At 51.3% G+C, this 22434-nt stretch carries 27 protein-coding genes; 17 read left to right on the top strand and 10 right to left on the bottom strand.

Going from position 1 to position 22434, the window contains the following annotated elements:
- Nucleotides 1–25: 25 nt before the first annotated feature.
- The 3 genes from N7387_RS06910 (at nucleotide 26) to N7387_RS06900 (ending at nucleotide 3167) form a co-directional block, all read left to right on the top strand.
- A complete protein-coding gene (locus tag N7387_RS06910; RefSeq protein WP_279797935.1) occupies nucleotides 26–928 on the top strand; it encodes a LysR substrate-binding domain-containing protein in 903 nt (300 codons plus the stop codon).
- A gap of 114 nt (nucleotides 929–1042) precedes the next feature.
- A complete protein-coding gene (locus tag N7387_RS06905; protein ID WP_279797934.1) occupies nucleotides 1043–2095 on the top strand; it encodes a serine hydrolase in 1053 nt (350 codons plus the stop codon).
- Between the two features lie 4 nt (nucleotides 2096–2099).
- On the top strand, nucleotides 2100–3167 hold the full coding sequence (locus N7387_RS06900) for an alpha/beta fold hydrolase (RefSeq protein WP_279797931.1): 1068 nt from the start codon (nucleotides 2100–2102) through the stop codon (nucleotides 3165–3167).
- On the opposite strand, the gene N7387_RS06895 is transcribed toward N7387_RS06900, so the two are convergent.
- Nucleotides 3158–3943 (bottom strand): DJ-1/PfpI family protein, encoded by a 786-nt coding sequence (locus tag N7387_RS06895; protein WP_279797929.1) that lies wholly within the window; start codon nucleotides 3941–3943, stop codon nucleotides 3158–3160. The genes N7387_RS06900 and N7387_RS06895 overlap by 10 nt on opposite strands.
- 93 nt (nucleotides 3944–4036) lie before the next feature.
- On the opposite strand from N7387_RS06895, the gene N7387_RS06890 reads away from it, so the two are divergent.
- Nucleotides 4037–4651 carry a TetR/AcrR family transcriptional regulator gene (locus N7387_RS06890; protein ID WP_279797927.1) on the top strand — a complete coding sequence of 205 codons (615 nt, stop codon included), beginning with the start codon at nucleotides 4037–4039 and terminating at the stop codon, nucleotides 4649–4651.
- 20 nt (nucleotides 4652–4671) lie between these two features.
- Here N7387_RS06890 and N7387_RS06885 read toward each other — a convergent pair whose 3' ends face one another.
- Nucleotides 4672–5529, bottom strand: a complete 858-nt coding sequence (locus N7387_RS06885) for a PhzF family phenazine biosynthesis protein (RefSeq protein WP_262864471.1) — start codon at nucleotides 5527–5529, stop codon at nucleotides 4672–4674.
- Nucleotides 5530–5557: 28 nt separating this feature from the next.
- Entirely contained in the window at nucleotides 5558–6400 is an 843-nt protein-coding gene (locus tag N7387_RS06880) for a PhzF family phenazine biosynthesis protein (protein ID WP_279797924.1), read from the bottom strand.
- 104 nt (nucleotides 6401–6504) lie between these two features.
- On the opposite strand from N7387_RS06880, the gene N7387_RS06875 reads away from it, so the two are divergent.
- From N7387_RS06875 to N7387_RS06860, 4 genes are all read left to right on the top strand, one after another.
- Entirely contained in the window at nucleotides 6505–6909 is a 405-nt protein-coding gene (locus N7387_RS06875; protein WP_108657039.1) for an NUDIX domain-containing protein, read from the top strand.
- 105 nt (nucleotides 6910–7014) lie between these two features.
- The gene (locus tag N7387_RS06870; protein WP_279798008.1) at nucleotides 7015–7851 is read left to right on the top strand and encodes an AraC family transcriptional regulator; all 837 of its coding nucleotides are present in this window, start codon (nucleotides 7015–7017) and stop codon (nucleotides 7849–7851) included.
- An 85-nt stretch (nucleotides 7852–7936) separates the two neighbouring features.
- The gene (locus N7387_RS06865) at nucleotides 7937–8644 is read left to right on the top strand and encodes an AzlC family ABC transporter permease (RefSeq protein ID WP_279797923.1); all 708 of its coding nucleotides are present in this window, start codon (nucleotides 7937–7939) and stop codon (nucleotides 8642–8644) included.
- On the top strand, nucleotides 8641–8952 hold the full coding sequence (locus N7387_RS06860) for an AzlD domain-containing protein (RefSeq protein ID WP_024473104.1): 312 nt from the start codon (nucleotides 8641–8643) through the stop codon (nucleotides 8950–8952). Before N7387_RS06865 ends, N7387_RS06860 begins: the two co-directional genes overlap by 4 nt.
- 47 nt (nucleotides 8953–8999) lie before the next feature.
- Here the strand turns inward: N7387_RS06860 and N7387_RS06855 are convergent, their stop codons facing one another.
- From N7387_RS06855 to N7387_RS06845, 3 genes are read right to left on the bottom strand one after another with little or no spacing between them, the layout of a single operon-like run.
- Complete coding sequence (locus N7387_RS06855; RefSeq protein ID WP_279797922.1) at nucleotides 9000–9971, bottom strand: ABC transporter substrate-binding protein; 972 nt, start codon at nucleotides 9969–9971, stop codon at nucleotides 9000–9002.
- Between the two features lie 13 nt (nucleotides 9972–9984).
- Nucleotides 9985–10725 (bottom strand): ABC transporter ATP-binding protein, encoded by a 741-nt coding sequence (locus tag N7387_RS06850; protein WP_279797921.1) that lies wholly within the window; start codon nucleotides 10723–10725, stop codon nucleotides 9985–9987.
- A gap of 2 nt (nucleotides 10726–10727) precedes the next feature.
- Nucleotides 10728–11792, bottom strand: coding sequence for an iron ABC transporter permease (locus N7387_RS06845; protein ID WP_279797920.1), 1065 nt, complete (start codon nucleotides 11790–11792; stop codon nucleotides 10728–10730).
- A gap of 441 nt (nucleotides 11793–12233) precedes the next feature.
- On the opposite strand from N7387_RS06845, the gene N7387_RS06840 reads away from it, so the two are divergent.
- The 3 genes from N7387_RS06840 (at nucleotide 12234) to N7387_RS06830 (ending at nucleotide 14639) form a co-directional block, all read left to right on the top strand.
- Entirely contained in the window at nucleotides 12234–12941 is a 708-nt protein-coding gene (locus N7387_RS06840; protein ID WP_279797919.1) for a GNAT family protein, read from the top strand.
- Nucleotides 12938–13360 (top strand): MerR family transcriptional regulator, encoded by a 423-nt coding sequence (locus N7387_RS06835; RefSeq protein WP_262883843.1) that lies wholly within the window; start codon nucleotides 12938–12940, stop codon nucleotides 13358–13360. Before N7387_RS06840 ends, N7387_RS06835 begins: the two co-directional genes overlap by 4 nt.
- Before the next feature lie 91 nt (nucleotides 13361–13451).
- A complete protein-coding gene (locus N7387_RS06830) occupies nucleotides 13452–14639 on the top strand; it encodes an MFS transporter (protein ID WP_279797917.1) in 1188 nt (395 codons plus the stop codon).
- Nucleotides 14640–14681: 42 nt separating this feature from the next.
- On the opposite strand, the gene N7387_RS06825 is transcribed toward N7387_RS06830, so the two are convergent.
- On the bottom strand, nucleotides 14682–15989 hold the full coding sequence (locus tag N7387_RS06825) for a hypothetical protein (RefSeq protein WP_279797916.1): 1308 nt from the start codon (nucleotides 15987–15989) through the stop codon (nucleotides 14682–14684).
- Nucleotides 15989–17251 carry a hypothetical protein gene (locus N7387_RS06820; RefSeq protein ID WP_279797915.1) on the bottom strand — a complete coding sequence of 421 codons (1263 nt, stop codon included), beginning with the start codon at nucleotides 17249–17251 and terminating at the stop codon, nucleotides 15989–15991. The genes N7387_RS06825 and N7387_RS06820 overlap by 1 nt, the downstream gene beginning before the upstream one ends.
- Nucleotides 17252–17415: 164 nt before the next feature.
- Here N7387_RS06820 and N7387_RS06815 point away from each other — a divergent pair, with 164 nt between their 5' ends.
- Together N7387_RS06815 and N7387_RS06810 are read left to right on the top strand one after the other, a co-directional pair.
- Nucleotides 17416–17664 (top strand): hypothetical protein, encoded by a 249-nt coding sequence (locus N7387_RS06815; protein WP_279797914.1) that lies wholly within the window; start codon nucleotides 17416–17418, stop codon nucleotides 17662–17664.
- Nucleotides 17664–18434, top strand: coding sequence for a class I SAM-dependent methyltransferase (locus N7387_RS06810; protein ID WP_279797913.1), 771 nt, complete (start codon nucleotides 17664–17666; stop codon nucleotides 18432–18434). Before N7387_RS06815 ends, N7387_RS06810 begins: the two co-directional genes overlap by 1 nt.
- Here the strand turns inward: N7387_RS06810 and N7387_RS06805 are convergent.
- On the bottom strand, nucleotides 18416–18970 hold the full coding sequence (locus N7387_RS06805) for a dihydrofolate reductase family protein (protein ID WP_279797912.1): 555 nt from the start codon (nucleotides 18968–18970) through the stop codon (nucleotides 18416–18418). The two genes, N7387_RS06810 and N7387_RS06805, sit on opposite strands and share 19 nt — an antisense overlap.
- A gap of 161 nt (nucleotides 18971–19131) precedes the next feature.
- Between N7387_RS06805 and N7387_RS06800 the strand changes: the two genes are divergently transcribed.
- From N7387_RS06800 to N7387_RS06790, 3 genes are read left to right on the top strand one after another with little or no spacing between them, the layout of a single operon-like run.
- On the top strand, nucleotides 19132–20019 hold the full coding sequence (locus N7387_RS06800; protein ID WP_279797911.1) for an SDR family oxidoreductase: 888 nt from the start codon (nucleotides 19132–19134) through the stop codon (nucleotides 20017–20019).
- Between the two features lie 12 nt (nucleotides 20020–20031).
- Entirely contained in the window at nucleotides 20032–20610 is a 579-nt protein-coding gene (locus tag N7387_RS06795) for a TetR/AcrR family transcriptional regulator (protein ID WP_279797910.1), read from the top strand.
- The gene (locus N7387_RS06790) at nucleotides 20607–21092 is read left to right on the top strand and encodes a GNAT family N-acetyltransferase (RefSeq protein WP_279797909.1); all 486 of its coding nucleotides are present in this window, start codon (nucleotides 20607–20609) and stop codon (nucleotides 21090–21092) included. Before N7387_RS06795 ends, N7387_RS06790 begins: the two co-directional genes overlap by 4 nt.
- A 1-nt stretch (nucleotide 21093) precedes the next feature.
- Here the strand turns inward: N7387_RS06790 and N7387_RS06785 are convergent, their stop codons facing one another.
- Nucleotides 21094–21684, bottom strand: coding sequence for a TetR/AcrR family transcriptional regulator (locus tag N7387_RS06785; protein WP_279797908.1), 591 nt, complete (start codon nucleotides 21682–21684; stop codon nucleotides 21094–21096).
- 86 nt (nucleotides 21685–21770) lie between these two features.
- Between N7387_RS06785 and N7387_RS06780 the strand changes: the two genes are divergently transcribed.
- Nucleotides 21771–22433, top strand: a complete 663-nt coding sequence (locus N7387_RS06780) for an N-acetyltransferase (protein ID WP_279797907.1) — start codon at nucleotides 21771–21773, stop codon at nucleotides 22431–22433.
- Nucleotide 22434 lies beyond the last annotated feature (1 nt).

Raw genomic sequence — 22434 nt, 5'->3', positions numbered from 1 at the left:
AAAAACAATTGAATAAGACGCAACAATGAAAATCACGCTGGAAGAAATGCGGGCCTTTATCGCCGTGGTTGACAGCGGCTCCGTTACGGCTGCCGCCGCACAGAGCGGGTTGACGGTTTCCGCTATCAGCCGCGCCCTGCTGCGTCTTGAAGAAAAGATGAACAGTACCCTGCTGTACCGCACCACGCGGCGGCTCAAACTGAGTGAGGAAGGTGCATTATTTCTGCAGAAAGCCCGTGATGTGGTGCAACTGGCGCAGGAAGCGGAAGATGTGCTGATGAACCATAAAGAGATCCCCTCCGGCACACTGCGTATTGATGCCTCAACACCTGTTCAGCTCCATGTGATAGCACCGCTGGTGACACAATTCCATGAACGTTACCCGCAAATCCGCCTTGAACTGACCAACTATGAAGGCATTACCAATTTACTGGAAAAACAGACCGATATTGCATTCCGCTTCGGTCCGCTGGCGGATTCTTCCCTGCATGCCACGCTGATGGGCTACACCCGCCAGCGGGTTCTGGTCAGCCCGCGCTATCTTCAGCAACATAGCGAGCCGAAAACACCGGAAGATTTGGCACAGCATACTCTGCTGGGATTTATCGCCCCGGAAAGCCTGAACACCTGGCCGCTGTATAACGGCAATAAAAAGGGACTGAAAATTACCCCGTCACTGGCGGCGAGCAGCGGGGAAATTATCTGCAACCTGGCGCGTTCCGGCGCAGGGATTGCCTGTATCTCTGATTTTGTGACACACGAAATGCGCGAAAACGGGGAATTTCGTCAGGTTCTGACGTCATACACTTATGAAAATAAACTGCCGATTAATGCCGTGTATTACCGCAGTCAGGCACTTTCTCCCCGGCTGCGCTGCTTTATCGATTTTGTTCTGCAACACAGCCAGTGTTTTAAACGTACCGGTTAATCTGAACACTACCTTAAGCCGCTGACGGCGCATCTCAGTATCTTCTCGACAATATTTTTCAGCGCATTTAGTCTTAAAACAAACCTGCCCTGTAAAAATAAGAGAGTAATAACAATGCAAACGGCACTGAATGCGCTGACAGCGGGCTTTTCGCCGGATGAGCCCGGCGTTATCGTCATGGTACATACCGATAACGGCGCAACATGGTACAGCTGCCGGGGCATGGCGGATGTGGCAACCCGAACGCCGGTGACACCGGACACTATTTTCAATTTAGCCTCCGTTTCCAAACAATTCACCGCATTTTCGCTGCTGTTACTGGTGCAGGAAGGTAAAATTGCGCTCAGTGATTCTGTTTTGTCCGTCTTGCCGGAGCTGGGCGAATATGCCCGTCCGGTGACATTACGCCATCTGCTGCACCACACCGGCGGACTGAAGGACTATATGGATCTGGCTTTTGCCCGGAAAACCGGTTTTTATGACCCGCTGACACCACAGGAAACCCTGGCGGATCTGATCCGTCAGACAGACGCGGATTTTCCGCCCGGTACCCGCCATGATTACAGTAATACCGGCTATTTTCTGCTGTCTCAGGTGATTGAGCGGATCAGCGGACAGTCATTGGCTGATTTTGCCCGCGAACGGATTTTCGCGCCGCTGGAAATGAATAATACCTTTATTGTTGAGCAATATCCGGCACCGCAGACCATTGCCACCGGTTACGGCAAAGCGGCCGGTCAGTGGCGTATTTCCGAAAGCCCGTGGACACACACCGGTGACGGCGCGGTGCACTCCAGTGCCGCTGACCTGATGAAATGGGGCGAAAACTATCGCACCGCCTGTGCCGGTGGTACTTCGCTGATACAACAGATGTCGGAAACCCTTTCCCCGCTGACAGAAAACGGCACGCCCGTTACGGATTATGAGCCTTATGCCGCGGGGTTACATACCCTTCATCATTTCGGTGAACTGAGTCTGGAACATGCCGGAGGCTGGATGGGTACCAGTACTTACTTTATCCGGCTGACAAAATCAGACACCACTATCGTCGCGTTATCCAACCGCGAAGAGTGCGATACCGAAACGCTGGCCCGTGCCGCCGCTGCCGCCTTTCTCCGCCCTGCTTTCCCTGCCGTGATCACGGGCCACTGGGATGAGGAAGAATAACAACATGATAGCGCGTTATCTCCGCCGGATACTTACCGGGATCGTTCTGCTGTTGCTGGCTGCCGGACTGGTGCTGTTTTTTACCAGCCATCTTGATGATTTTGATTTCGACAATGCAGTAGCAAAAGAACTGACCTTCACCTCACAGGGAAATACCCTTTCCGGTACCCTGCTGCTGCCCGGCAGCGGACACCCTGCGGCGATTGCCGTGATTATTCATGGTGACGGCCCGCAGGACAGATATTCAGACAACGGATATAACCCGCTGTTTAATACTCTGCTGGATGCCGGTATTGCAGTATTTTCCTGGGATAAAGCCGGCACCGGTAGCAGTCAGGGAAACTGGCTGCATCAGTCAATGGATGATCGCGCAGCGGAAGCCGTGGCAGCACTGACACTGATACAGTCCCGCTATCAGAACACCCCCGTACAGGTTGGTTTTCTCGGTTTTTCCCAGGCCGGATGGGTGATCCCGGTGGCGGCAGCACAATCACAGCCTGATTTTTCCGTGATTATCGGTGGTGCCGTGAACTGGCGGGATCAGGGACAATTTTATCAGGGGCTGCGCTACGCACAGCAGGGTAAATCTCAGGCGGAGATCACTCAACTGCTGACCGCAGAGCAGGCGGAGAATGACCGAATATTTGGTGCGGATGGTTCAAAAGACCCGGCACAGCGGGGTGATATGACACCCGACCGTTTTGAATTTGTGGTCAAAAATTACCTCAGCGATGCCACCCCGGCGATCCCTCAGATGAACGGGCGTGTGCTGGCGGTATGGGGCGCTGAGGATCTGAATGTCGATGCCCGGCAGAACGCCTGCCATTATCAGTTACTTTTGAAAGATAATCCAAAAGCAAATGTTGTTGTCTTTCCGCAGGCCGGGCACAGTTTATTACAGGCACCCCCCTTTAATTATCAACTCAGCAGCGACTGGCCGGTACTGCGCCAGTGGCAGTTTCTGTATACCGGACGGGGAGCCTATTATCCGGGAGCATTATCTCTTATCACTGACTGGATCAAAAACAAAACCCCGGATTTGACAGCATATTATCCGGTTTGTCAGCCCTGAATCATCTGCTGATAACAGGCATAGCCGCGCTTCGCTGCGTCGTGATATTGCCGGTTAAGCGGCGCGGTCATGCTTTGTGAAACGGCAGTCATTTCCGGTCCCGCGAGTTGCGGGGAGCCGGTGCGGAACGGCGGGCGCGGGTCGTATTCAATCGCCAGTTCAACCAGCGCAGCCAGCTCCTCACCCCGCAGGGCTTTCAGCACCAGTAATGAGGCATCAAACGAACCGGTGGCCGGACCCGAGGTGTAGATAGTATCGTCGATCACCACATCACTGCCGCCGATGGCAACAGCCCCGACATCAGGCAGCATCGGCACCACATTGCTGTTACTGGTTGCCCTTCTGCCTGTCAGTAATCCGGCGGTGCCCAGCATCAGCGAACCGTAGCAGGTGCCAATCACATATTTTGCTTTTTGCCCTGCCTGTGCGAAAAAGCGGATCACCTCAGGGTCTTCAATCACTTCCGGCGGCACCATGCCGGTCACCAGCACATCCAGATCATCCGGACACTCATCAAAGGTCATTGTCGGCATCGTCGGCCAGCCGATATAGCCCTCCACCAGCTCCCGGCGTTTCCAGATAAAATAGATTTCCGCCCCGGCAATCGTAAAAACGGACTGCGCGCCGTTGATATCCATCGGCATATAGCCCGGACAGACAAAAATCCCGACTTTCAGCAATGCGGGCTGTGATGCGCGTCCGGCAGCGATCAGCGCCTGAATGGAAGGCGTGCTCAGCCCGTAAATCGTTTCAACTGCATAATCATGATCAGACATCAAAATACTCCGTAACAACATTTATTTACTAAACGGTAAAATAATGCATGAGGTACAATGATGTAAATTGTTTTTATACTGATCGGTAATCAAATGGCACAAAAAGGCAGACCCCGGAATTACGACAGTGCCGCCGCACTGGATAAAATCATGGTGCAGTTCTGGCGCAAAGGGTATACCGCAACGTCTCTCGATGAACTGGCCGCAGAAACGGACATGAGAAAACCCAGCCTGTACGCCGCTTTCGGTAATAAAGAACGGCTTTATCAGCTGGCAATGGACAGGTTCGGTGAAATCGCTCAGGCGCATTATTCCTCAGCACTGGCACCAAAGACGCCCGGTGAGCCGCTGGCCGCCCGCCTGACCCGCTGGTTACAGGCAACCGTCACCCTTTATACCGGAGAGCATGGCCCTGCCGGATGCATGGTGTTATCGACAGCCGCTGCGGAAGTGTACGACCCTGCTATCCGCAAACGCCTGCAGGAAGTGATTGCGGCACAGGAGGTGATGGTGCTGGATTGTCTGAATGAAGAGAAAACCGCGCTGCGCGATCCGGATTCCGCCCCGCTGCTGGCAAAAACACTGACCGCGTTTCTGCACAGTATTTCCCTGCGCGCCCGGGCCGGTGAAAGTGCGGAGCAGCTGGCAGAGATGGTTCGTGCCGGTCAGCTGGTATTGCAGTCTGCACTGACATCACCGGCGGTATAATATCCGCCGGTGAGTATTTTTCAGCGCAGTGAAACCTGACCCCGGATACAGTCTGTCACAGCACCGCCGACCCAAATCCCGTCCGCATCCTGCCGGACACTCAGCCAGCCGTCACGTTTCACGCTCTCCCCCTGACGAGCCAGATAATGCGGCGGTAACGTACCATTGCCGATAAGCCACTGCGCCAGTGCCGCGTTCAGGCTGCCGGTTACCGGGTCTTCCGCACCCCGGCGGTTAATAAATGCCCTTACCGCAAGTGTGGCTTCACTGCCCGCGGGATACCGGGCACACACGCCGATTTTATACAGTGCGTTATTCCCTGACTGACTGAGTACCGCATAATCCGGCGTAATTGCCAGCAGGCGGGCAACGGAATCCACCTCAACCCCAGTCCAGGCCGGGCCGTTATCAATATACTTTGCCTGTAAAACAGCGCTGCGGGGGATGCCGTATGCCGATGCAACCGTATTGCACTCATCTTCTGTCAAATCCCGTTCGTTAATCATCGGCGGTGCGGCAAAAGCAGTTCCCTGTTCAGACTGACGCAGCGTAATAAGCCCGGCGGCACATTCCTGAATGATATCCCGTGTCTCACTGAAACCGGTATGCTGCTTCCAGACATGGCAACTGCCCAGCGTCGGGTGTCCGGCAAACGGCAGCTCACCGTCCGGGGTGAAAATCCGGACACGGTAATCAGCCTGCGGATCCCGGGGTTTCAGCAGAAATGTGGTTTCACTGAGGTTTGTCCAGCGGGCAAAACGATGCATCTCTTCATCGGCCAGATCATCCGCATCAACCACCACCGCCAGCGCATTGCCGAGCAGTGGTACATCAGAAAACACATCAACCTGATAAAAGGAATGGGTTTTGTTGTTCACGGTAATTATCCTTTTGGTTTACTTTCAGTCAGTGCAGCGCTGCCTGTCCGGTGATCACGCAGGTCACATCCCCGGCAACCCATACCTGACCCGCTTCCTTAGTAACAAAGATTTTGCCGTCCCGGCTGATAACCTGTCCCTGTCCGGCCACATAGCGTTCCGGCAAAATACCTTCGCCGGTCAGCCACTGGGCAAGCGATGCATTCAGACTGCCGGTTACCGGATCTTCTTCCCCCAGAGAACAGCATAGTGCACGCACCTCCAGCTGAACCGGTCCGCTCTGGTCGTCATACAGTGCACACAGGCCGATATCATACCCATCCAGCAGGGAATAATCCGGTTTCGCCGCCAGCACCTTCGCAACAGAAGTCAGTTGCAGGCCAATCCATCCCGGCCCGTTATCCACCCATGCAGAGCGCACCACATCTTCATCACGCAGACCCAGTGCTTTCACTATATACGCCACCTGCTGCGGATCAGTATCCCCGCCGCGTAACAGTGCCGGGGCAGCAAATGCCAGCCGGTTATCCTGCTGACGGATAGTCACCATACCGACCCCGCACTCCTGAATGATATCGCGCTTATCATTAAACTGCTGTGTTTCGCGCCAGACATAACAGGTGCCCAGGGTCGGGTGTCCGGCAAACGGCAGTTCACCGTCCGGGGTGAAAATGCGGACCCGGTAATCGGCCTGCGGATCCTGCGGTTTGAGCAGGAATGTGGTTTCGCTGAGGTTTGTCCAGCGGGCAAAACGGAGCATTTCCTCATCCGTCATATCATCCGCATCAACCACCACCGCCAGCGCATTGCCCAGCAGTGGTACATCAGAAAAAACATCAACCTGGTAAAACTGATAAGTGCGGGTATTCAACGTTATTATCCTTTTTATGTGGTAACAGAGCAGAGCTGATGATTTTTATCACAGAAAACGATTATGATGAAATCATTAACCATTACTGTGATAAAGGAACGATAATGACGGCAAAAATGATCGATAAACTGGCACTGATCACGCTGAAAGACGGCAAAGTGGCGATGGTCCGCTCTCATAACAAAACCCTGTTCTACGCGCCGGGCGGCAAACGTGAAGCCGGTGAAACTGACGAACAGGCACTGTGCCGCGAAATTGACGAAGAACTGACGGTGACACTGACACCGGACACCATCACATTTTACGGGGAATTCACCGGTCAGGCGGACGGTAAACAGGACGGCACACAGGTGCGTATCCGCTGCTATCAGGCGGAATTTACCGGCGTACTGCAACCGGCTGCGGAAATTGCGGAACTGGACTGGCTGGACAGCCGTGATCTGCCCCGCTGTTCTCTGGTCGCGGCACTGATTGTGAAAGACCTGGCGGCGCGGAAACTGATCAGCTGATGAAACTGACAAACTGATATCGTGCGGCTGCGCAATTTTGTACAAGACAAGATGTAACGCAGTGCGATAATGACCGGTTACCGTAAAGACAGCGCAGGACACACCATGCAGAGTGACGAACACGCCCGCGAACAGGCGGACTATTTTCATCTGGACGATTTTTATGGTCTGGGGATGATCTCTGCGCGTTATTATCAGCAAAAATTCAGCCGCCATACGCACGAAGGCTTTTGTATTGGTGTGATTGACGACGGTGTTCAGCAATTTTTTCGTACCGGCAGTAACCATTATGCCCCGACCGGCGATATCATTCTGGTGAATTCCGATGAAATCCACACCGGCTCCTCGGCTCTGGAAACCGGCTGGGCCTACCGCGCGATTTATCCGACACCAGAGATGCTGAACACGCTGATGCAGGATCTCAAATCAGCCGATCAGGGCTTTGTCCCCTGGTTTTCTCACGCAGTGGTGCATGACCCCGGCCTTGCCGCACAATTACGCCTGCTGTTTGATGTGTTGCTGAAGCCGGATAACCGGCTGCTGAAAGGCTCACTGTTACTCTCAACGCTGGCGTGGCTTATCACCCGTCACAATAAAAAAGGCTTTCGCCCGGCGGAGATCACCCCGGCCGGTCAGCGCCTGCAGCATATTGCTGAGATGATGAACAGCCATCCGGAAACCGATTATTCCCTGGATGAACTGGCTGCAATGGCGAATCTCAGCCCGTGGTATTTTCTGCGCCAGTTCCGTCTGCGTTACGGCATGCCGCCCCACGCCTGGCTGATTCAGGCGCGTCTGCGCAAAGCGCGTCAGCTGTTGCAAAACGGCGGTCGCCCGGCGGATGTCTCTTTACAGTGCGGATTTACCGATCAAAGCCACTTTACCCGCCATTTTAAACGGGCAATGGGTGTTTCTCCGGGCAAATTTATGCAGCGCCGCTGATATCGCTGAACAATTTTGTACAATATTCCTGCTGCCGTGTCATGGCAGAGTATCCGGACTGTTTTACGCTGTACGGATGATAACAATGACAACAACCACAGATTTACCCGCCTCTCCGCTGAAAGATTTTTTTACCGGCGCACTGCATATGACCCCGCTCAACCTGGCCGTGGTGCCGTGGGCGATCCTTGCCGGATCGATGGCAGTGGACAGCGGCCTGACCTTTGCACAAAGTGTCGCGATGTCCGCCATGGTCTTTGCCGGGGCCGCCCAGCTGGTAACACTCGGCTTGCTTAACAGCGGTGCCGGGGTGATCACCATTATTGTGTCCGTCTTTTTTATCACCTCACAACATCTGCTGTACGGGCTGACGCTGCGCCCGCATGTGCGTTCTTTTTCCCCGCTGCAACGGGCCGGTATCGGCTTTCTGCTGACGGATGAACTGTTTGCTGTCAGTGTCGCCGGGCGGCAGCGCCTGAGTTTTGCTTATCTGTTCGGTGCCGGACTGAGTTTTTATCTGGTCTGGGTGCTGGTCAGTATTCTCGGTATTGTGCTGGCCCACAGCATCAGCGACCTGAGTCAGCTCCGGCTCGACTTTTCGGTGGTGGCAACACTGCTGGCGATTGTGGTGCCGCTGATCAAATCAAAAAGTGCACTCGCAGGGGCCCTGTTCTCCTTTGTGGTCACGATTATGCTGACCCGCGCCGGAATTCAGGGCAGCGCAGTGATTGCCGGGGTCAGCGCTATGCTGCTGGCGGTTCTTCTGGGACGTAAATGGGGGGATGTAAAATGAGCTGGGGATTAATACTCGCACTGACACTGATGCTGTTTTCGCTGCGCTTTATTTTTCTGATCCCGGGATTACCGCTGCGGCTGCCGGTCTTTATTCAGCAGGCACTGACCTATTCCGCCCCCTGTCTGCTGGTGGCTATTTGCGCGCCGATTGTATTATTAGAGGAACAGCAGTTCCGTGATATCAGTGATAACCCGTATTTATGGGGTACGCTGTTCTGTATTATCGCCGCACGGCTGATTAAAAATACCCTGCTGACTGTCGTACTGACACTGGTATTTTTCTACACCCTGATTTATCTGTTCTGATTATTTAACTGTCCGCACCGGAAACCCGGTGCGGAACTCAGTAAACATTACGGCTTTTCGTGAATTTCTTTTGCCAGTACCGGCAAAATAGCAATTGAACGTGGTCCGGGCACCAGTTCAGATAGATTGACTTTAATATAATTTCTGTTTTTCACCGCTTTTACGCCCTGCATTTCCGGCATGGCTTCAATAAACGCGACTTTCTGATCATAATCATCATCATTACGGAAGCCTTTATAAACAGGAATAATGATCACTTCCGGATCAGACATAATCACATCTTCCCAGTTGCCGACTGCCCAGGTTTTTCCGGTATTTTTGCCGGCAAAAATATTCTTAACGGAAATCAGTTTCAGCATCTCTGAGGTATAACCATCAAAGAAGGTATAGGGTTTGCCGTCCTGAGAATCAAAAATAAAGGCGGTTTTTTCCTGATACGCCTGAATCTGGCTGATAACGGTATTCAGTTTTTCTTTTTCTGCCGCCACGTATTTTTCAGCCGTCTCTTGCACACCGAAGATCTCACCAAATTTCAGCATGTCGTTAAAATAGGTATTCACATCGGCTTTTGGTGATGTCATGGATTCCGGCACATAAACGGCAACCCCTTCCGGCACAATTTTATTGGCTTCCAGTGCCAGTTTCGAGAATGAGTTTGCCCAGCCGGTGGCGAAATCGGGTTTGACGGACATAAAGACTTCATAAGACGGCCATTTTTCTGCCAGCACAGGAATTTTGTCATACGCTGCTTTCACCGGCGGATAAATCGGCTCTTCCAGAAAGGCAGTACCGACCATACGGTCCTCCAAATTCAGCGCCAGCAGCATTTCGGTGGTGATCTGACTGAGAGAAACAATACGCTGCGGGGATGTTTCCTGTTTAAAGTGATATTCGTTGCCATCCAGCTTTGCACTGAATTCAACCGGGACATAAGCCTGTTCTGTTTTATTTTCCGCAGTGGCTGTTACGGAAAATAATGCGGAGATAACCAGAGTACTCAATAATAATTTTTTCATCATTCCCTCATCCGGATTATAAAAATATAGCGACACGGTCTTCGACCGGTAATACCGTAAATTCCACACCAAATACATCAAACAGACACTCCCGGGTTAATATTTCCGCCGGTGTACCCTGCGCATATATTTGTCCGTCATGCATCAGGATCAGATGCTGACAGTATTTTGCGGATAAATTAATATCGTGAATGGTCATAATTACGGTGGATTCTGATGCCGCCAGCGCTTTCATGACTTCCACTTTATAGCGGATATCCAGGTGGTTGGTTGGCTCATCCAGAATCATAATATCGGTTTCCTGGGAAAAACATTTCGCCAGCATCACCCGTTGTTTTTCACCACCGGACAGTGCGTGATACGCTTTATTTTTCATTTTTTGCAAACCAAACAACGCCATGTAATTATCTGCAATCACAAAATCCCGGTCGCTGTAATCCACGTAATGTTTTTTATACGGCATCCGCCCCATCACCACGATCTCTTCAATGGTCAGTTTGCCTTCCACCTGGTCATTAAACTGCGTCAGTACCGAGATATTGCGGGCGAGTGATTTGACGGAGAACTGAGCCACATCCGTATTATCAACGAAAACGATGCCCCGTGTTTTGATATCCCGGTAAATATGCCGTAATAAGGTTGTTTTACCGGAGCCGTTAGGCCCGACAATACCGATCACTCTTTTGCCGGAAAATGACAGATTAATGTCTTTCAGTATGCCGTTATAATTCAGGTCAGTAATATCAACAGTACTCATTGTTACCGGCTCCTGTTCGCTTTAATAATGATATAAACAAACAATGGTGCGCCTATCAGTGAGGTCAGAATACCAACCGGAATCTCCTCCGGTTTAAACCAGCTGCGGGAAATCGTATCAATAATCACCAGAAATGCACCGCCGACCAGGCAGGAATAGAGCGATAACTTAAAATGTTTCACGGAAATGGTATTACGGACAATATGCGGAATAATAAGTCCGATAAACGCAATCACACCAACGTTGGCCACAATAATAGACACCACAAAGGATGATAACATAATCACCGCCAGCTTAATGGCACCGACATTCACACCTAATTGTGCAGACGCATCCGCACCTAACAATAACGTATCAAGTACATTGCTGAATAACAGACAAAAAATTAATATTGCAATTAATGCCACCAGCGGCAGCGGGATATAAGACCATTTAATACCGGAGAAACTGCCCAGCATCCAGAACATCGCACTTTTAACCTGACTTTCATTCTTGGACAGATAAATTATGGCGGTGGTGATAGCAGAAAACAGACTGGAAATACCGATACCAATCAGCACCAGATTGGTCATATTACTCTTTTTGAAATTAAATAAGACAATAATAGCGGTGGATATCAACCCGCCGGCAAATGCCCCGATATACACATTATAAGGCGACATAAAGGCAAATAATCCGAGTACAATGGCTGATACAGCCCCGGCGCTGGCACCGGAGGAAACCCCGAGAATATACGGGTCAGCCAGTTCATTGCGGGTTATCGTCTGCATCAGAATCCCCACCAGCGACAGAGATGCACCGGTAATCGCCACAAGGATAATCCGGGGCAGACGGATATTATAAATGATGGTTTCATACGGCAGCAGGTCATCACCGTTGATGCCCCCGGTAATAATTTTGATTACCGTATCCAGCTTCTGATGAAATTCCATATTGACACTGCCGTAAAACAACGAAAAAAACATGGCAGCAAGTAATACAGACAAGCAGATAAAAAATTGTGAAAAATGCCGGCCGTTCAGTTTCTTTTTACGCCGCACGGGCGCTTCTCTTACTGCTTCACTCATCACTGTTAACCTGTATTTCATCAGAACCGGGACTGTTAACAGATTGACGGAAATATTACATTATGATAACGAAATACCGCCATAATTTGCCTGTCAGCCTCTGTTTTCACTATTTTTCTGATTATAACGGAGAACACGGTGTGGTTATGTACTCCCCCAGAGTATATTCCGGAAAATAATCAGCAAATATCCATATTTAATGATCTGTATCTGATTAGCACAGAATAAAACGCCGGAATATTCCCGGTGTTTTATTTATCTGAATAGCACGACTTTGCCGCATCAACATTATTCTGCCGGATAACTTAAAATACATAAATGGTATTCATCTGTCCGCGTGCAGCTGAAGTGGTTCTCTGAAATTTTAAAAAACCGGCTCTTTTCTCATCCCGTTCCGCATATTACAGTACAGAAAAGCAAAAAAGCGCGGAGAGAGAACAAATGAGTCAGATAAATGCATTCGGACAAACTGTCGGTGATATCGTTCCGGACTGGACTGCCCGCCCTTACCCTGCCCGTATCAGCGCGGAAGGTCGTCACTGCCGGATCGATCCGCTGAGCCCGGCCCATGCGGATGACCTGTACCGGGCATTTTCACTCGCCCCTGACGGGCGTTACTGGACCTGGCTGCCGGATGAGCCCCCGGCTGATCTGAATGAATACCGCGCCCGCACCGAAAAAAATGCACAATCGTCGGATCCGCTGTTTTTCACGATTACGGATAAACACACCGGCAAAGCTGTTGGTCTGTTTTCCCTGATGCGGACCGATGAGAAAAACGGCGTCACCGAAGTCGGTCACGTGCATTTTTCCCCGTTGCTCAGCGGTACGGTGATGTCAACAGAAGCCCACTGGTTGCTGATGAAATATGTATTTGATACCCTCGGTTACCGCCGCTATGAATGGAAGTGTGACAGCCTCAATGCACCGTCCCGCAATGCGGCACTGCGTCTGGGTTTTCAGTATGAAGGCTGCTTCCGTCAGGCGCGGGTGGTCAAAGGCCGCACCCGTGACACCGAATGGTTCTCCATTATCGACAGTGAATGGCCGGTAGTTAACCACGCCCTGGAACAGTGGTTGTCAGCGGATAATTTCACCCCGGACGGCAAACAGATCCGTTCCCTGGCATCCCTGCGTGATGCATCATGAAAATGATCGATATCGGCCGTGTCGCAGAGCTGACCGGCCTGACAACCGCCACTATCCGCTATTATGAAACCAAAGGCCTGATCACGCCCGCCGGGCGTAAGGGTCTGACCCGCATTTATGATGAAGAGGTGCTGACCCGGCTGTCCCTGATCATTCTCGCCAAACAGGGGCATTTTTCACTGGATGAAATCGCGGTAATGCTCAGCGAACTGCCGTCGAAAGGAATTGAACGGACGGCAATTCAGGCAAAAATCACCGAAATTGACCAGAAAATCCGCGAGCTGCAAAATCTGAAACAAGGATTGCTGCATATTGAGCAATGCCCGGCAGAAAACCATCTGGCGTGCCCGAAGTTCCGCAAAATCCTGAGTGTCAGTCTGAAAAAAAACAGAAGCAAAGCGGTGAAAAATCCCGCTTGACTTAAAGTTAACTTGAAGTTGTATCATCCGGCATACTGATTTCCGTCTGATGTCATTATTCACTTTTTCTGTTGAATAATAAGGAATTATTATGCCGTGTTCTGTTTACTGGCTTTCCGCCGCCTTAGCCTTATTTACCACCGGGAATGCCCTGGTACTTTCCGTTGCCGTCCTTATCGGGTCACAACTGGCGGAGGATCCGGCACATGCCACGATCCCGCTGCTGGCACAATATATCGGCCTGATTTCCGCCTCGGTGCCGATGGCTCACTTTATGATGCGCTTCGGTCGCCACGCCGGGTTTATTCTCGGTAATATCGGCGGGCTGACCGGTGCATTACTGGCAATCGCCGGTATCTATACACACAACATGCTGCTGTTCTCTGCGGGAACGTTCTTTACCGGTATTGCCATCGGTACCGCCCAGCAATACCGCTTTGCAGCACTGGAGGAAGCCCCTGCCGCGCTGCGGGCAAAAGCTATCGGCGTGGTGATGAGCGGCGGGATTATCGCCGTGCTGATCGGGCCGTCACTGGCGATGTCCACCCGGACACTGGTGGCGGCTTATCCGTTTCTCGGTACTTTCGGGGCACTGACAGCTATCTATCTGATGGCTTTTGTGCTGCTGACATTCTTACCGCTGAAAGCACAGCTTCCCGCTCAGGTCAGTGATACTGCGGCAAACCGGCCATACCGGCAGTTATATTCCCAACCGTTGCTTATTCTGATCGCCGTAGTCAGTGCCGCCGGATATGCGCTGGTGGTATATATGGTCGGCGCATTCCCGCTGGCGATGAAAGCGCAGGGATTTGAATTCCCGGCAATCGCCTTTGTATTTCAGTGTCATATCCTGGGAATGTTTGCCCCCTCTTTCTTTACCGGGCAGTTAATCAGCCGGGTCGGGGTAAAATGCTTTGTCTGGCTGGGGGTGATTTGCCTGTTAATCAACAATGCAGTCAGCCTGACCGGCAGCAGTTACGCGCATTTTCTCATTGCGATGACCTCGCTGGGGCTGGCATGGAATTTTATTCTGATCAGCACCACACACCTGCTCCCGCGCACTTATACCGGTAATGAGCGGGCAAAAATCCAGGGTGCAACTGACTTTTTGATCTTCAGTTTCGGAGCACTCGGCAGCCTGCTGGCCGGGTTCGCCTTCTATTATGCGGGCTGGTATTCCGTGAATGTCGCCGGGCTGGCAACCGGCATTGTGATTCTGGTGGTGATGTTTTTACTGCGCCACAGTATGAATGCATCCCCGGCAGAAAATACCGTCTGATAGCAGATCCGCCGCTGTTATAAAAAACAGCGGCGGATAGTCTTACTTCACCGGTGAGGTTTCATACTCCAGACCGTCACGGTTTCCTTTCGGACGATTGCTGTAGCCACTGCCGGGGAAATAAAACAGGCGGTTATGCCATTTATCAAATAACACGGTTTCCCCGTATGCTTTCGTGAGTGCCGCTGCGGTATTCCAGTTCTGCCCGCCATCATCAGATACCCGGGCGTCTGAATGTAACTCAGCTATCAGTAAATCAGTGCCGGCATACAAACCGGAAATATAACTGCCACCGGTTTCCAGTACCGGTGAATAATCGCCGTTACAGTTCAGATGATTCACACTCTGACGCCTGCGCGCTTTTTCTGTCAGTGTGAAATAAAATTCACCGCCGGTTGTGCTGTCCAGTGCCCCTATCTCCCCCGGGATAAGCAGATCAGACTCCGTTTTCAGTGTCCGGGTATTAAAGCAGACCAGGGCAACATTATCCGGGTCGTTTCTTTCATCCGCCATCCATGCCGTGACCTGTCCGTTACCGTTATAGTGCCAGTAAATGCTTTTCAGGCTGACATACCGGTGCCCGTAACGATCAGTGGTTCTTTTTTTGCGGTGATCCATGCTGAATAACAAACGCCAGTTTTGTCCGTAATCACGCGTCTGATACAGTGTGTTATTCTGAACCATCAGCCCGCTGCCCGGTGCGGTAACGGCGATAATCTTTGCATCACCCGCGACTTCCGGCATCTGCCACTGCGATAACCACCGCCAGTTCTGACCACCGTCCCCGGAATAGAAAACATACTTTTTATACGAGCCGTAATCCTGAAACAGGATCAGGCACTGACCCTGCTTATCACAGGCCTGGCTTTCTGCCCGCCCCATAAACATGGCGCTGACGCGTAAATCCCCGTCCTGCTCTGTCATTATGTAGGTTACCGGCACCAGTGGCCTGCTGCCGTAGACTTCACTGCGTCTCAGTTCATAGGTCTGTTTTTCCAGATAATCGCTGATAACGTTTTTATCCGGAGAAATCGTCAGATTCAGTAGTGGTATATCCGTATCCTTTGCCGGGTCAAAACCCACATTTTTACTGTGGCGGCACGTGCGGGTTTCCCGGTCGCAGCTCTCCAAATCGACCCGTATGGCATCTCTGACACCGGTTATCATCACCCCGTTCTGAAAAGCGCTGATGACCAGTGAGGATAACTTTACGGTTTGTTTTTCCGGCTGATAACTGCGGATGCGTTTTCTGTCCGGCGCGGAAAAAAACGAATCTGAAAACGTCAGCATCATTGAGGTGATAAACACAACCGCCAGCAACGTGATCCGGGTACGTCCGTCGGCAAACATCAGTTAATTTCCTGTATAACAGTATTTTTACCGTTCCGGAGCCTGAGTTGTATCAGCATCTGCCTGACAAAGACAAAACGGGCTGCACCTGCTGATTTTTTCCGCACCAGCAGCGTCACCATTTCCACCAGCAGCAGTATGCCGCTGATCACCATAAGAAACATCAGTGCCATACCGCCCAGCGATTTTGCCGCATGCAGCCAGTCCCATTTATCCGGCGTGCCCTTTATACTCCACAAATCATGGAATATAAAAATCATCACCATCAGCATCATCACCAGAAAAATGCCGGTGAACACTTTATACATCATTTTCACTTGCTGCGAGGATACCGCCATACCGTCCGGCTTCAGGTAAGCACTGTGATCCCGTTCATTGTAGAGACCGGTAATCACGCCTTTCTGCTGATTGACGATCAGGTTTACAGCGTCCTCCCCGGCAATGAAAAACGGATGGCTGCGGAAAAACAGCGGATTGATGTCCTCTGTCATTGAACTGTAGTAATTCCGCAGTGTAAACGGGATACCATTACACAAAAAATAATACTCAATATAATCACGCCGTGATTTACCACTGCCGGTAAAATCACGGACAGAGCGGAGGTCGGTAACCGATCCCTGCACACCGGTCAGTGTCAGTTTTTCCGCATAACGGTAGTCTTCAGGACGGACTGAATCCAGTTCATTGAAACGTCCGTCATCCCCCTGCCGCCGGTGCTGCGTGCCTTCCTCTGTACCGGGCAGCAGATATTCAGCCTGAGAACAGATAGCGGTATTCCCCGCTTTCACCTGTGTCAGCCCGTTCAGAAGCTGCTTCATGGTTCTGCTGTTGGTCACCAGCAGAGCCTGAACTGACGATGCCAGCATCCACAATCCGCCGCCGAAAACAAGCATCAGCACCAGTCCGGCAATCACATTCGTCAGTTGCGTGAAGAACAGCCAAGAAGAAAAAATAACCATTACCAGGGCAAGCGCCAGTTTTTTCAGGTTACGCACATTACCGGTTCCGGTTACCGGTTCCAGATTGCCGAGTTCCGGCGATACCAGCCAGTGCAGCCAGTAACTGCCGTCAGCCAGCGGACGGGCACCGATAAAGATCCGGTCACCGTCGCGGAGTTTTTTCAGCACCGTTTTGTCACTGAACTGAGAGACAAAGGTATAAAACACCTTATCACCCGCCAGTATCCGGCGGTAATTATGTTCCGGTTTCGCGTTGTTATCCTGCCGGATAAAAGGCAGATCAAAAAAACAGACTTTTTTCATAAACAGACAATACACCCGGTAATAACAGAAAAATTAACCTGAGTTTATCTTTTTCACGTATGCCAGGGAACCTTACCGGTCTCGCTTCATCAGAACAGCATCGTTTTTAAGGTATTTCTCAGTGTTTCAGGTTAGTGTCGGAGTGAAACCGCTAAGGAGAAACGATGTCTGAATTCCGTCATGCAAAAAATAATGTTTATGATGATCCTGTTTTCTTTGAAAACTATCGCCTTCTGCGTCAGAACGATACCGGTCTGAATGGTATTCTGGAAGTACCTGCGCTGCGCGCGTTACTTCCCTGTCTGAAGCATAAACAGGTGCTTGACCTTGGCAGTGGCTTCGGCGATTTTGCCCGTTATGCGCCGTTTTTATTGCTCAGCGCCCGCAGACCCGGCGCAAGGACAGATAATTAATGACCACACAATATGATGACCCGCTTTACCGTGACCCTGAGCTGGCGCAGTTTTATGATATGGATAATGAATGGCGGGCCGATTTTGATATGTATCTCACCCGGGCGGTCACTGCCGGACGGATTTTGGATCTGGGCTGCGGTACCGGCACGCTGATGGCCGCTATTGCGGAAAAATACCCGGATAAAATTCTGACCGGAGCAGACCCGGACGCTGCCATGCTGGCTATCGCACAGGAAAAAACCAGCCGCGTCAGCTGGCTGCAGGCATCCGCAGAAACCCTTGATACCGAAATGACTTATGATCTGATTATCTTATCCGGTCATGCATTCCAGGTTTTTCTGTCCCGTGAACAGCGTATTGCCGCTTTGCAGAATATACAGCGCCATTTAAGCCCGGACGGCATTGTGCTGTTTGACAGCCGCAATCCGACTGCTGAGGAGTGGCGGGAATGGACGCCGGAACGGAGCCGGGAAGTGCAGCGCAGTGATAAATTCGATGACGTGATATCCTGGAATGATGTATCAGAGCACAACGGTGTTGTCCGTTATCAGACCTTTTATCAGATCGGGGAAAATGGCCGGACTTACCGCGCTGAATCAGATATTGCGTTCCCTTCCGCTGCGGAAATCACGGAAGCTGTGACATTCAGCGGGCTGATGGTTCGTCATATTTACGGCGACCACCAGTCCGGCCCGTTCAGGCCGGATTCACGGGAAATGGTATTTGAACTGAGTCACCCGCAGTGCAATCAGGCGTGTGCGGCCTGATCCCGCTGACGGTACCAGGTATTTTTCACCATATAGTCAAAATACCGTTCTGTACTGATGTGAACAAACTGCAGCGGTGACGGCAGCGAGCCAAATAACGGCGTGCCGCCACCCAGCAATACCGGTACCGTGGTGATCACCATTTCGTCAATCAGATCGGCGGCCAGGCACTGCTGTGCTGCCGTTCCGCCGTCAATATACAGGTTGTGATACCCGGCGCGGTGAATATCCGCCAGCACAGCACCAATCTCCCCCTGCACCGGATATACTGCGTTACCCGCCAGTTTTTCCGGTAATTCCGTCATTGTGCGGGACAGCACAAAAATCGGTTTGTGATACGGCCACTCCCCGTCAAACGCACAGACCGTCTCAAAGGTTTTCCGCCCCATCACCACAGCATCAATCCGCTGCATAAAAGCAGCAAATCCCATATCGTCCTGCTCCGGGTTTGGCACGGCAAAGAGCCAATCCAGTTTGTCCTGTGCATCGGCAATATAGCCGTCCAGGCTGGTGGCAATATAAATACTATGGCGCATAGCTGATTCCTTAATGACGGATTAACAGGAGAGTGCATTATTGTGCTTTATACTAATTCTACACTGTAGAATACGTTTACACAGCTTAGCGGGCTGATATGGTTAACGTCAACCGGCAAAGACAAAACATGATTAAAAAATCATTAACAGCAGGCAAAAATATGATCGGACAAACAAGCGCAGAAAAACCAACCGTGCTGATCACCGGAGCAACCGGTCAGGTGGGAACACTGTTAATACAGTGTCTGCGCGAACGCGGAAATGTGAATATTATTCTGGCTGCCCGTGACCCGCAAAAGCTTGCCGACAGCGGCCTGCCGGTGCGTTATTTCGATTATGATGATCCGGCATCACTGTTACCGGCGCTGCACGGTGTCGATACGGTTTTTATGATGACCGGCTATACCCTCGCCATGCTGGTACAGAGCAAAGTCTTTATTGATGAGGCGCGTAAATCCGGTGTCCGCCATATTGTTCATCTCGGCGCCTGCGGCGACGATAATACCCGTGTCGCGCACTGGGCGTGGCATCAGCTGATTGAACGCTATATTGAGTGGGCAGGATTTGATTACACACATCTGCGCCCGGAATCCTATATGCAGAATCTGCTCGGCTATCAGGGAGATAATCAGCATCCGGCGGGAGTACTGCGTGATTATTTCGGTGATGCCACACTGAGTTGGGTGTCCTGTGAGGATGTCGCGGAAGTCGCAGCAGCTTGTTTATCTTCTCCCGCAGAACACCGTAACCGGGTGTACCGGCTGGGCTATGATGCGAAAAATTATCACGAAATTGCAGCGATCATCAGCGAAATCACCGGTATTGATTACCGGTATGAGGCATTATCACCGGAGGTATTCCGTGAGTTTGCGCAAAAACAGGGGCTGGATCCGGCGTATATGAAAAGTATTTATGATCATTATATCGCCTTCAGTGAATTCCGGATCCCGGGTGCGGGAACCACTTTTGATAATTTCACGGCAATCACCGGAAAAAAACCGATGTCCGTGACCGATTTTATCCGCAAATACCGCCACCATTTCCGCTGACAGAGACAACCTATGACATCATCCCGACTACCGCCCTGCGGACGCCCCGCCCACCGGGGCAGCAAACTGACAGCGGAAAATATTCTGTCCGAAGCCGGAAAACTGTTACAGGAACAGGGAAAAGTACCGTCGATCCGTGCGCTTGCTGCACAATTGCAGGTTGATCCGATGGCGATTTATTATTACTTCCGCAATAAACAGGCATTGCTGGAAGCCCTCGCCACTGCCCTGGTGGATGAAATTTATCAGCCGTTGGCGCAGGCTCCGGTACAGCAGGAACTTCAGCGGCTGGCAGAAAGTTATTTGCATCTGCTCTATATTTACAGTGATCTGCTGGATATTCTGTTATCACTGAACAGTGACGGCCCGTCCGGCTGTTTCCGTCAGCGCTATCTGCGCATTATTGCGCCCTGCGGGCTGAGTGAATCACGGCAGACTGCTATTCTGCATCTGCTGGCGGATGCCCTGCACGGTCATGCAGTGGCGATCCGCCGGACAGATTACACGTTTGAACAGAGCCGGGCGCTGTTTCAGCCGGTACTGGCATTAATTACTGAACTTATTGAACACACCGGAGCATCATTATCATGAATATTCGCCCTGTGACCGATCTGTCCGATGATTTACCGCTGCTGGAAAGCATTGCTCAGGTTTTACATCAGGAATGGCAGGAACTGCCGCAATGGCAGACACCGGAAATTATCCTGGCGCGTCTGATAAAACGGATGAACGGTGATAACGGCGAAATGCTGTTTGTCGCCACCGATAAAAACGGCGCACTGTCGGGAACAGCCAGTCTTATCTGGCGGGAACTGAAAACCTGCCGCATGGCAAATGCGGACTGGTGGGCGGGAGAAATTTACACGCTGCCCGCTGCCCGCGGACAAGGTCTCGGCAGCGCACTGACACAGACGGTCTTTGCCGCCGCCGAAGAGCGATGCCTGGCAGCACTGAATCTCTACACGCCGGATAAACAGGCTATGTATGCACGGATGGGCTGGCAGGCGATGTATGACGATGTGATCAATGACGAGCTGGTCACTGTGATGCAACGGACTGTCAGCGAAGCGTAATTCAGGGCTTCAGCACCTTTCTCAGTAACACACGCAGCCCGCTGAGAAATGCTTCGCGGCTGAATTCCGGCTCCATCAGTTCACGCCCCAGCGTCCCGTCCGCCATGACCAGCAGCCAGGATGCGGTTTGTGACGCATTCAGTTGCGGATCAATCTCTCCGGCGGTGATCCCGCGTTTGAGCACATCACAGAATTTTGCGTGCAACCGCTGCTCATTCGCAATAAATGCCGTATTCAGCGCCGGATTACGGCTCGCCTCCGTGATAATTTCCAGACTGAGGCGGGTATAGCCCGGTTCGCTATATAACATAATCAGCGCGGTTATCATTTTTTCAATGATATCCGCCGCACACCCCGGCTCATCACCCATACTCAGAATCGCCTTGTGATCATCCTCGTCCAGTTCCGCAATCGCTTCAATGATAGCGTATTTAGTCGGATAGTAATGAAACTGATTCCCGGGGCTCATCGCGGCGGCTTTACAAATCTCTGCCGTCGAGGTGGAATGAAAACCTTTTTCGATAAAACAATGCATTGCAGCGTCAAGGATCTGACGGCGTTTACGCTGCTGCTTTTCCGTTAATTTTTCCATAAGGAAGTCTCCCCGGAAAACCGGATAATAGAAATTAGACTGATTACTCTATCTATTATAATACCACATTTTCTGTATTGATGATTATGACAAACATAATAAAAAACAGTACCTCTGCTGCTGATAACGGCAATTTGATCACTGAACACCTGGATGAAGCCGGGCTTGAATCCGCCACGCGCCTGTTTTATCAGGCATTTTCATCCAAATTCAAAACAATCCGCAACATGCCGGACGCACAGCGTCAGGCCGTGCTGGCGATGTTCTGGCAGCGCGGGCTCAGTGACCCGTACGACCGCCACTTTCAGGTAAAACGTAACGGTAAACTGGTTGCCGTGTACGGCCTGACTTACGGGGTAAAACGCCCGCCGCAGAATGCCCCGACTCCGGTTTCTTCTCTGGCGATCCTGTGCAAAGCGGGTTTTATCCCATTCCTGAAAATCCGCCGGATTTTTCAGATGTTTGTCCATATTCCGGCAGCGGACACGGCTTATCTGTCCTACCTGTGTGTCGATGAATCACAGCGTGGCACCGGGATCGGCAATCAGATTCTCGATGAGATCACCGCACAATTACGGGCGGACCCGGCCATTAACCGGTTATCACTGTATGTTTCTGACTTAAATACAAAAGCCAGAGAGTTGTATCTGCGCCGTGGTTTTCAGGACGTGAAATACGAAACCTCGCACACCACAAAACGCTATATGGATATTTACGGCTGGTATTACATGGCCTTACCGATAATATAAT

The sequence above is a fragment of the Morganella sp. GD04133 genome, from assembly GCF_029835375.1.
Lineage (GTDB): Bacteria > Pseudomonadota > Gammaproteobacteria > Enterobacterales > Enterobacteriaceae > Morganella > Morganella morganii_B.
The sequence above is the reverse complement of the archived record's forward strand: the minus strand, read 5'-3'. Positions and strand labels throughout refer to the sequence as shown.

What these genes read in the sequence shown, in the direction of transcription:
- N7387_RS06910 (WP_279797935.1), top strand. Translation starts at nt 26, where the DNA reads ATGAAAATCACGCTGGAAGAAATGCGGGCCTTTATCGCCGTGGTTGAC.
- N7387_RS06905 (WP_279797934.1), top strand. Translation starts at nt 1,043, where the DNA reads ATGCAAACGGCACTGAATGCGCTGACAGCGGGCTTTTCGCCGGATGAG.
- N7387_RS06900 (WP_279797931.1), top strand. Translation starts at nt 2,100, where the DNA reads ATGATAGCGCGTTATCTCCGCCGGATACTTACCGGGATCGTTCTGCTG.
- N7387_RS06895 (WP_279797929.1), bottom strand. Translation starts at nt 3,943, where the DNA reads ATGTCTGATCATGATTATGCAGTTGAAACGATTTACGGGCTGAGCACG.
- N7387_RS06890 (WP_279797927.1), top strand. Translation starts at nt 4,037, where the DNA reads ATGGCACAAAAAGGCAGACCCCGGAATTACGACAGTGCCGCCGCACTG.
- N7387_RS06875 (WP_108657039.1), top strand. Translation starts at nt 6,505, where the DNA reads ATGACGGCAAAAATGATCGATAAACTGGCACTGATCACGCTGAAAGAC.
- N7387_RS06870 (WP_279798008.1), top strand. Translation starts at nt 7,015, where the DNA reads ATGCAGAGTGACGAACACGCCCGCGAACAGGCGGACTATTTTCATCTG.
- N7387_RS06865 (WP_279797923.1), top strand. Translation starts at nt 7,937, where the DNA reads ATGACAACAACCACAGATTTACCCGCCTCTCCGCTGAAAGATTTTTTT.
- N7387_RS06860 (WP_024473104.1), top strand. Translation starts at nt 8,641, where the DNA reads ATGAGCTGGGGATTAATACTCGCACTGACACTGATGCTGTTTTCGCTG.
- N7387_RS06855 (WP_279797922.1), bottom strand. Translation starts at nt 9,971, where the DNA reads ATGATGAAAAAATTATTATTGAGTACTCTGGTTATCTCCGCATTATTT.
- N7387_RS06850 (WP_279797921.1), bottom strand. Translation starts at nt 10,725, where the DNA reads ATGAGTACTGTTGATATTACTGACCTGAATTATAACGGCATACTGAAA.
- N7387_RS06845 (WP_279797920.1), bottom strand. Translation starts at nt 11,792, where the DNA reads ATGAGTGAAGCAGTAAGAGAAGCGCCCGTGCGGCGTAAAAAGAAACTG.
- N7387_RS06840 (WP_279797919.1), top strand. Translation starts at nt 12,234, where the DNA reads ATGAGTCAGATAAATGCATTCGGACAAACTGTCGGTGATATCGTTCCG.
- N7387_RS06835 (WP_262883843.1), top strand. Translation starts at nt 12,938, where the DNA reads ATGAAAATGATCGATATCGGCCGTGTCGCAGAGCTGACCGGCCTGACA.
- N7387_RS06830 (WP_279797917.1), top strand. Translation starts at nt 13,452, where the DNA reads ATGCCGTGTTCTGTTTACTGGCTTTCCGCCGCCTTAGCCTTATTTACC.
- N7387_RS06825 (WP_279797916.1), bottom strand. Translation starts at nt 15,989, where the DNA reads ATGTTTGCCGACGGACGTACCCGGATCACGTTGCTGGCGGTTGTGTTT.
- N7387_RS06820 (WP_279797915.1), bottom strand. Translation starts at nt 17,251, where the DNA reads ATGAAAAAAGTCTGTTTTTTTGATCTGCCTTTTATCCGGCAGGATAAC.
- N7387_RS06815 (WP_279797914.1), top strand. Translation starts at nt 17,416, where the DNA reads ATGTCTGAATTCCGTCATGCAAAAAATAATGTTTATGATGATCCTGTT.
- N7387_RS06810 (WP_279797913.1), top strand. Translation starts at nt 17,664, where the DNA reads ATGACCACACAATATGATGACCCGCTTTACCGTGACCCTGAGCTGGCG.
- N7387_RS06805 (WP_279797912.1), bottom strand. Translation starts at nt 18,970, where the DNA reads ATGCGCCATAGTATTTATATTGCCACCAGCCTGGACGGCTATATTGCC.
- N7387_RS06800 (WP_279797911.1), top strand. Translation starts at nt 19,132, where the DNA reads ATGATCGGACAAACAAGCGCAGAAAAACCAACCGTGCTGATCACCGGA.
- N7387_RS06795 (WP_279797910.1), top strand. Translation starts at nt 20,032, where the DNA reads ATGACATCATCCCGACTACCGCCCTGCGGACGCCCCGCCCACCGGGGC.
- N7387_RS06790 (WP_279797909.1), top strand. Translation starts at nt 20,607, where the DNA reads ATGAATATTCGCCCTGTGACCGATCTGTCCGATGATTTACCGCTGCTG.
- N7387_RS06785 (WP_279797908.1), bottom strand. Translation starts at nt 21,684, where the DNA reads ATGGAAAAATTAACGGAAAAGCAGCAGCGTAAACGCCGTCAGATCCTT.
- N7387_RS06780 (WP_279797907.1), top strand. Translation starts at nt 21,771, where the DNA reads ATGACAAACATAATAAAAAACAGTACCTCTGCTGCTGATAACGGCAAT.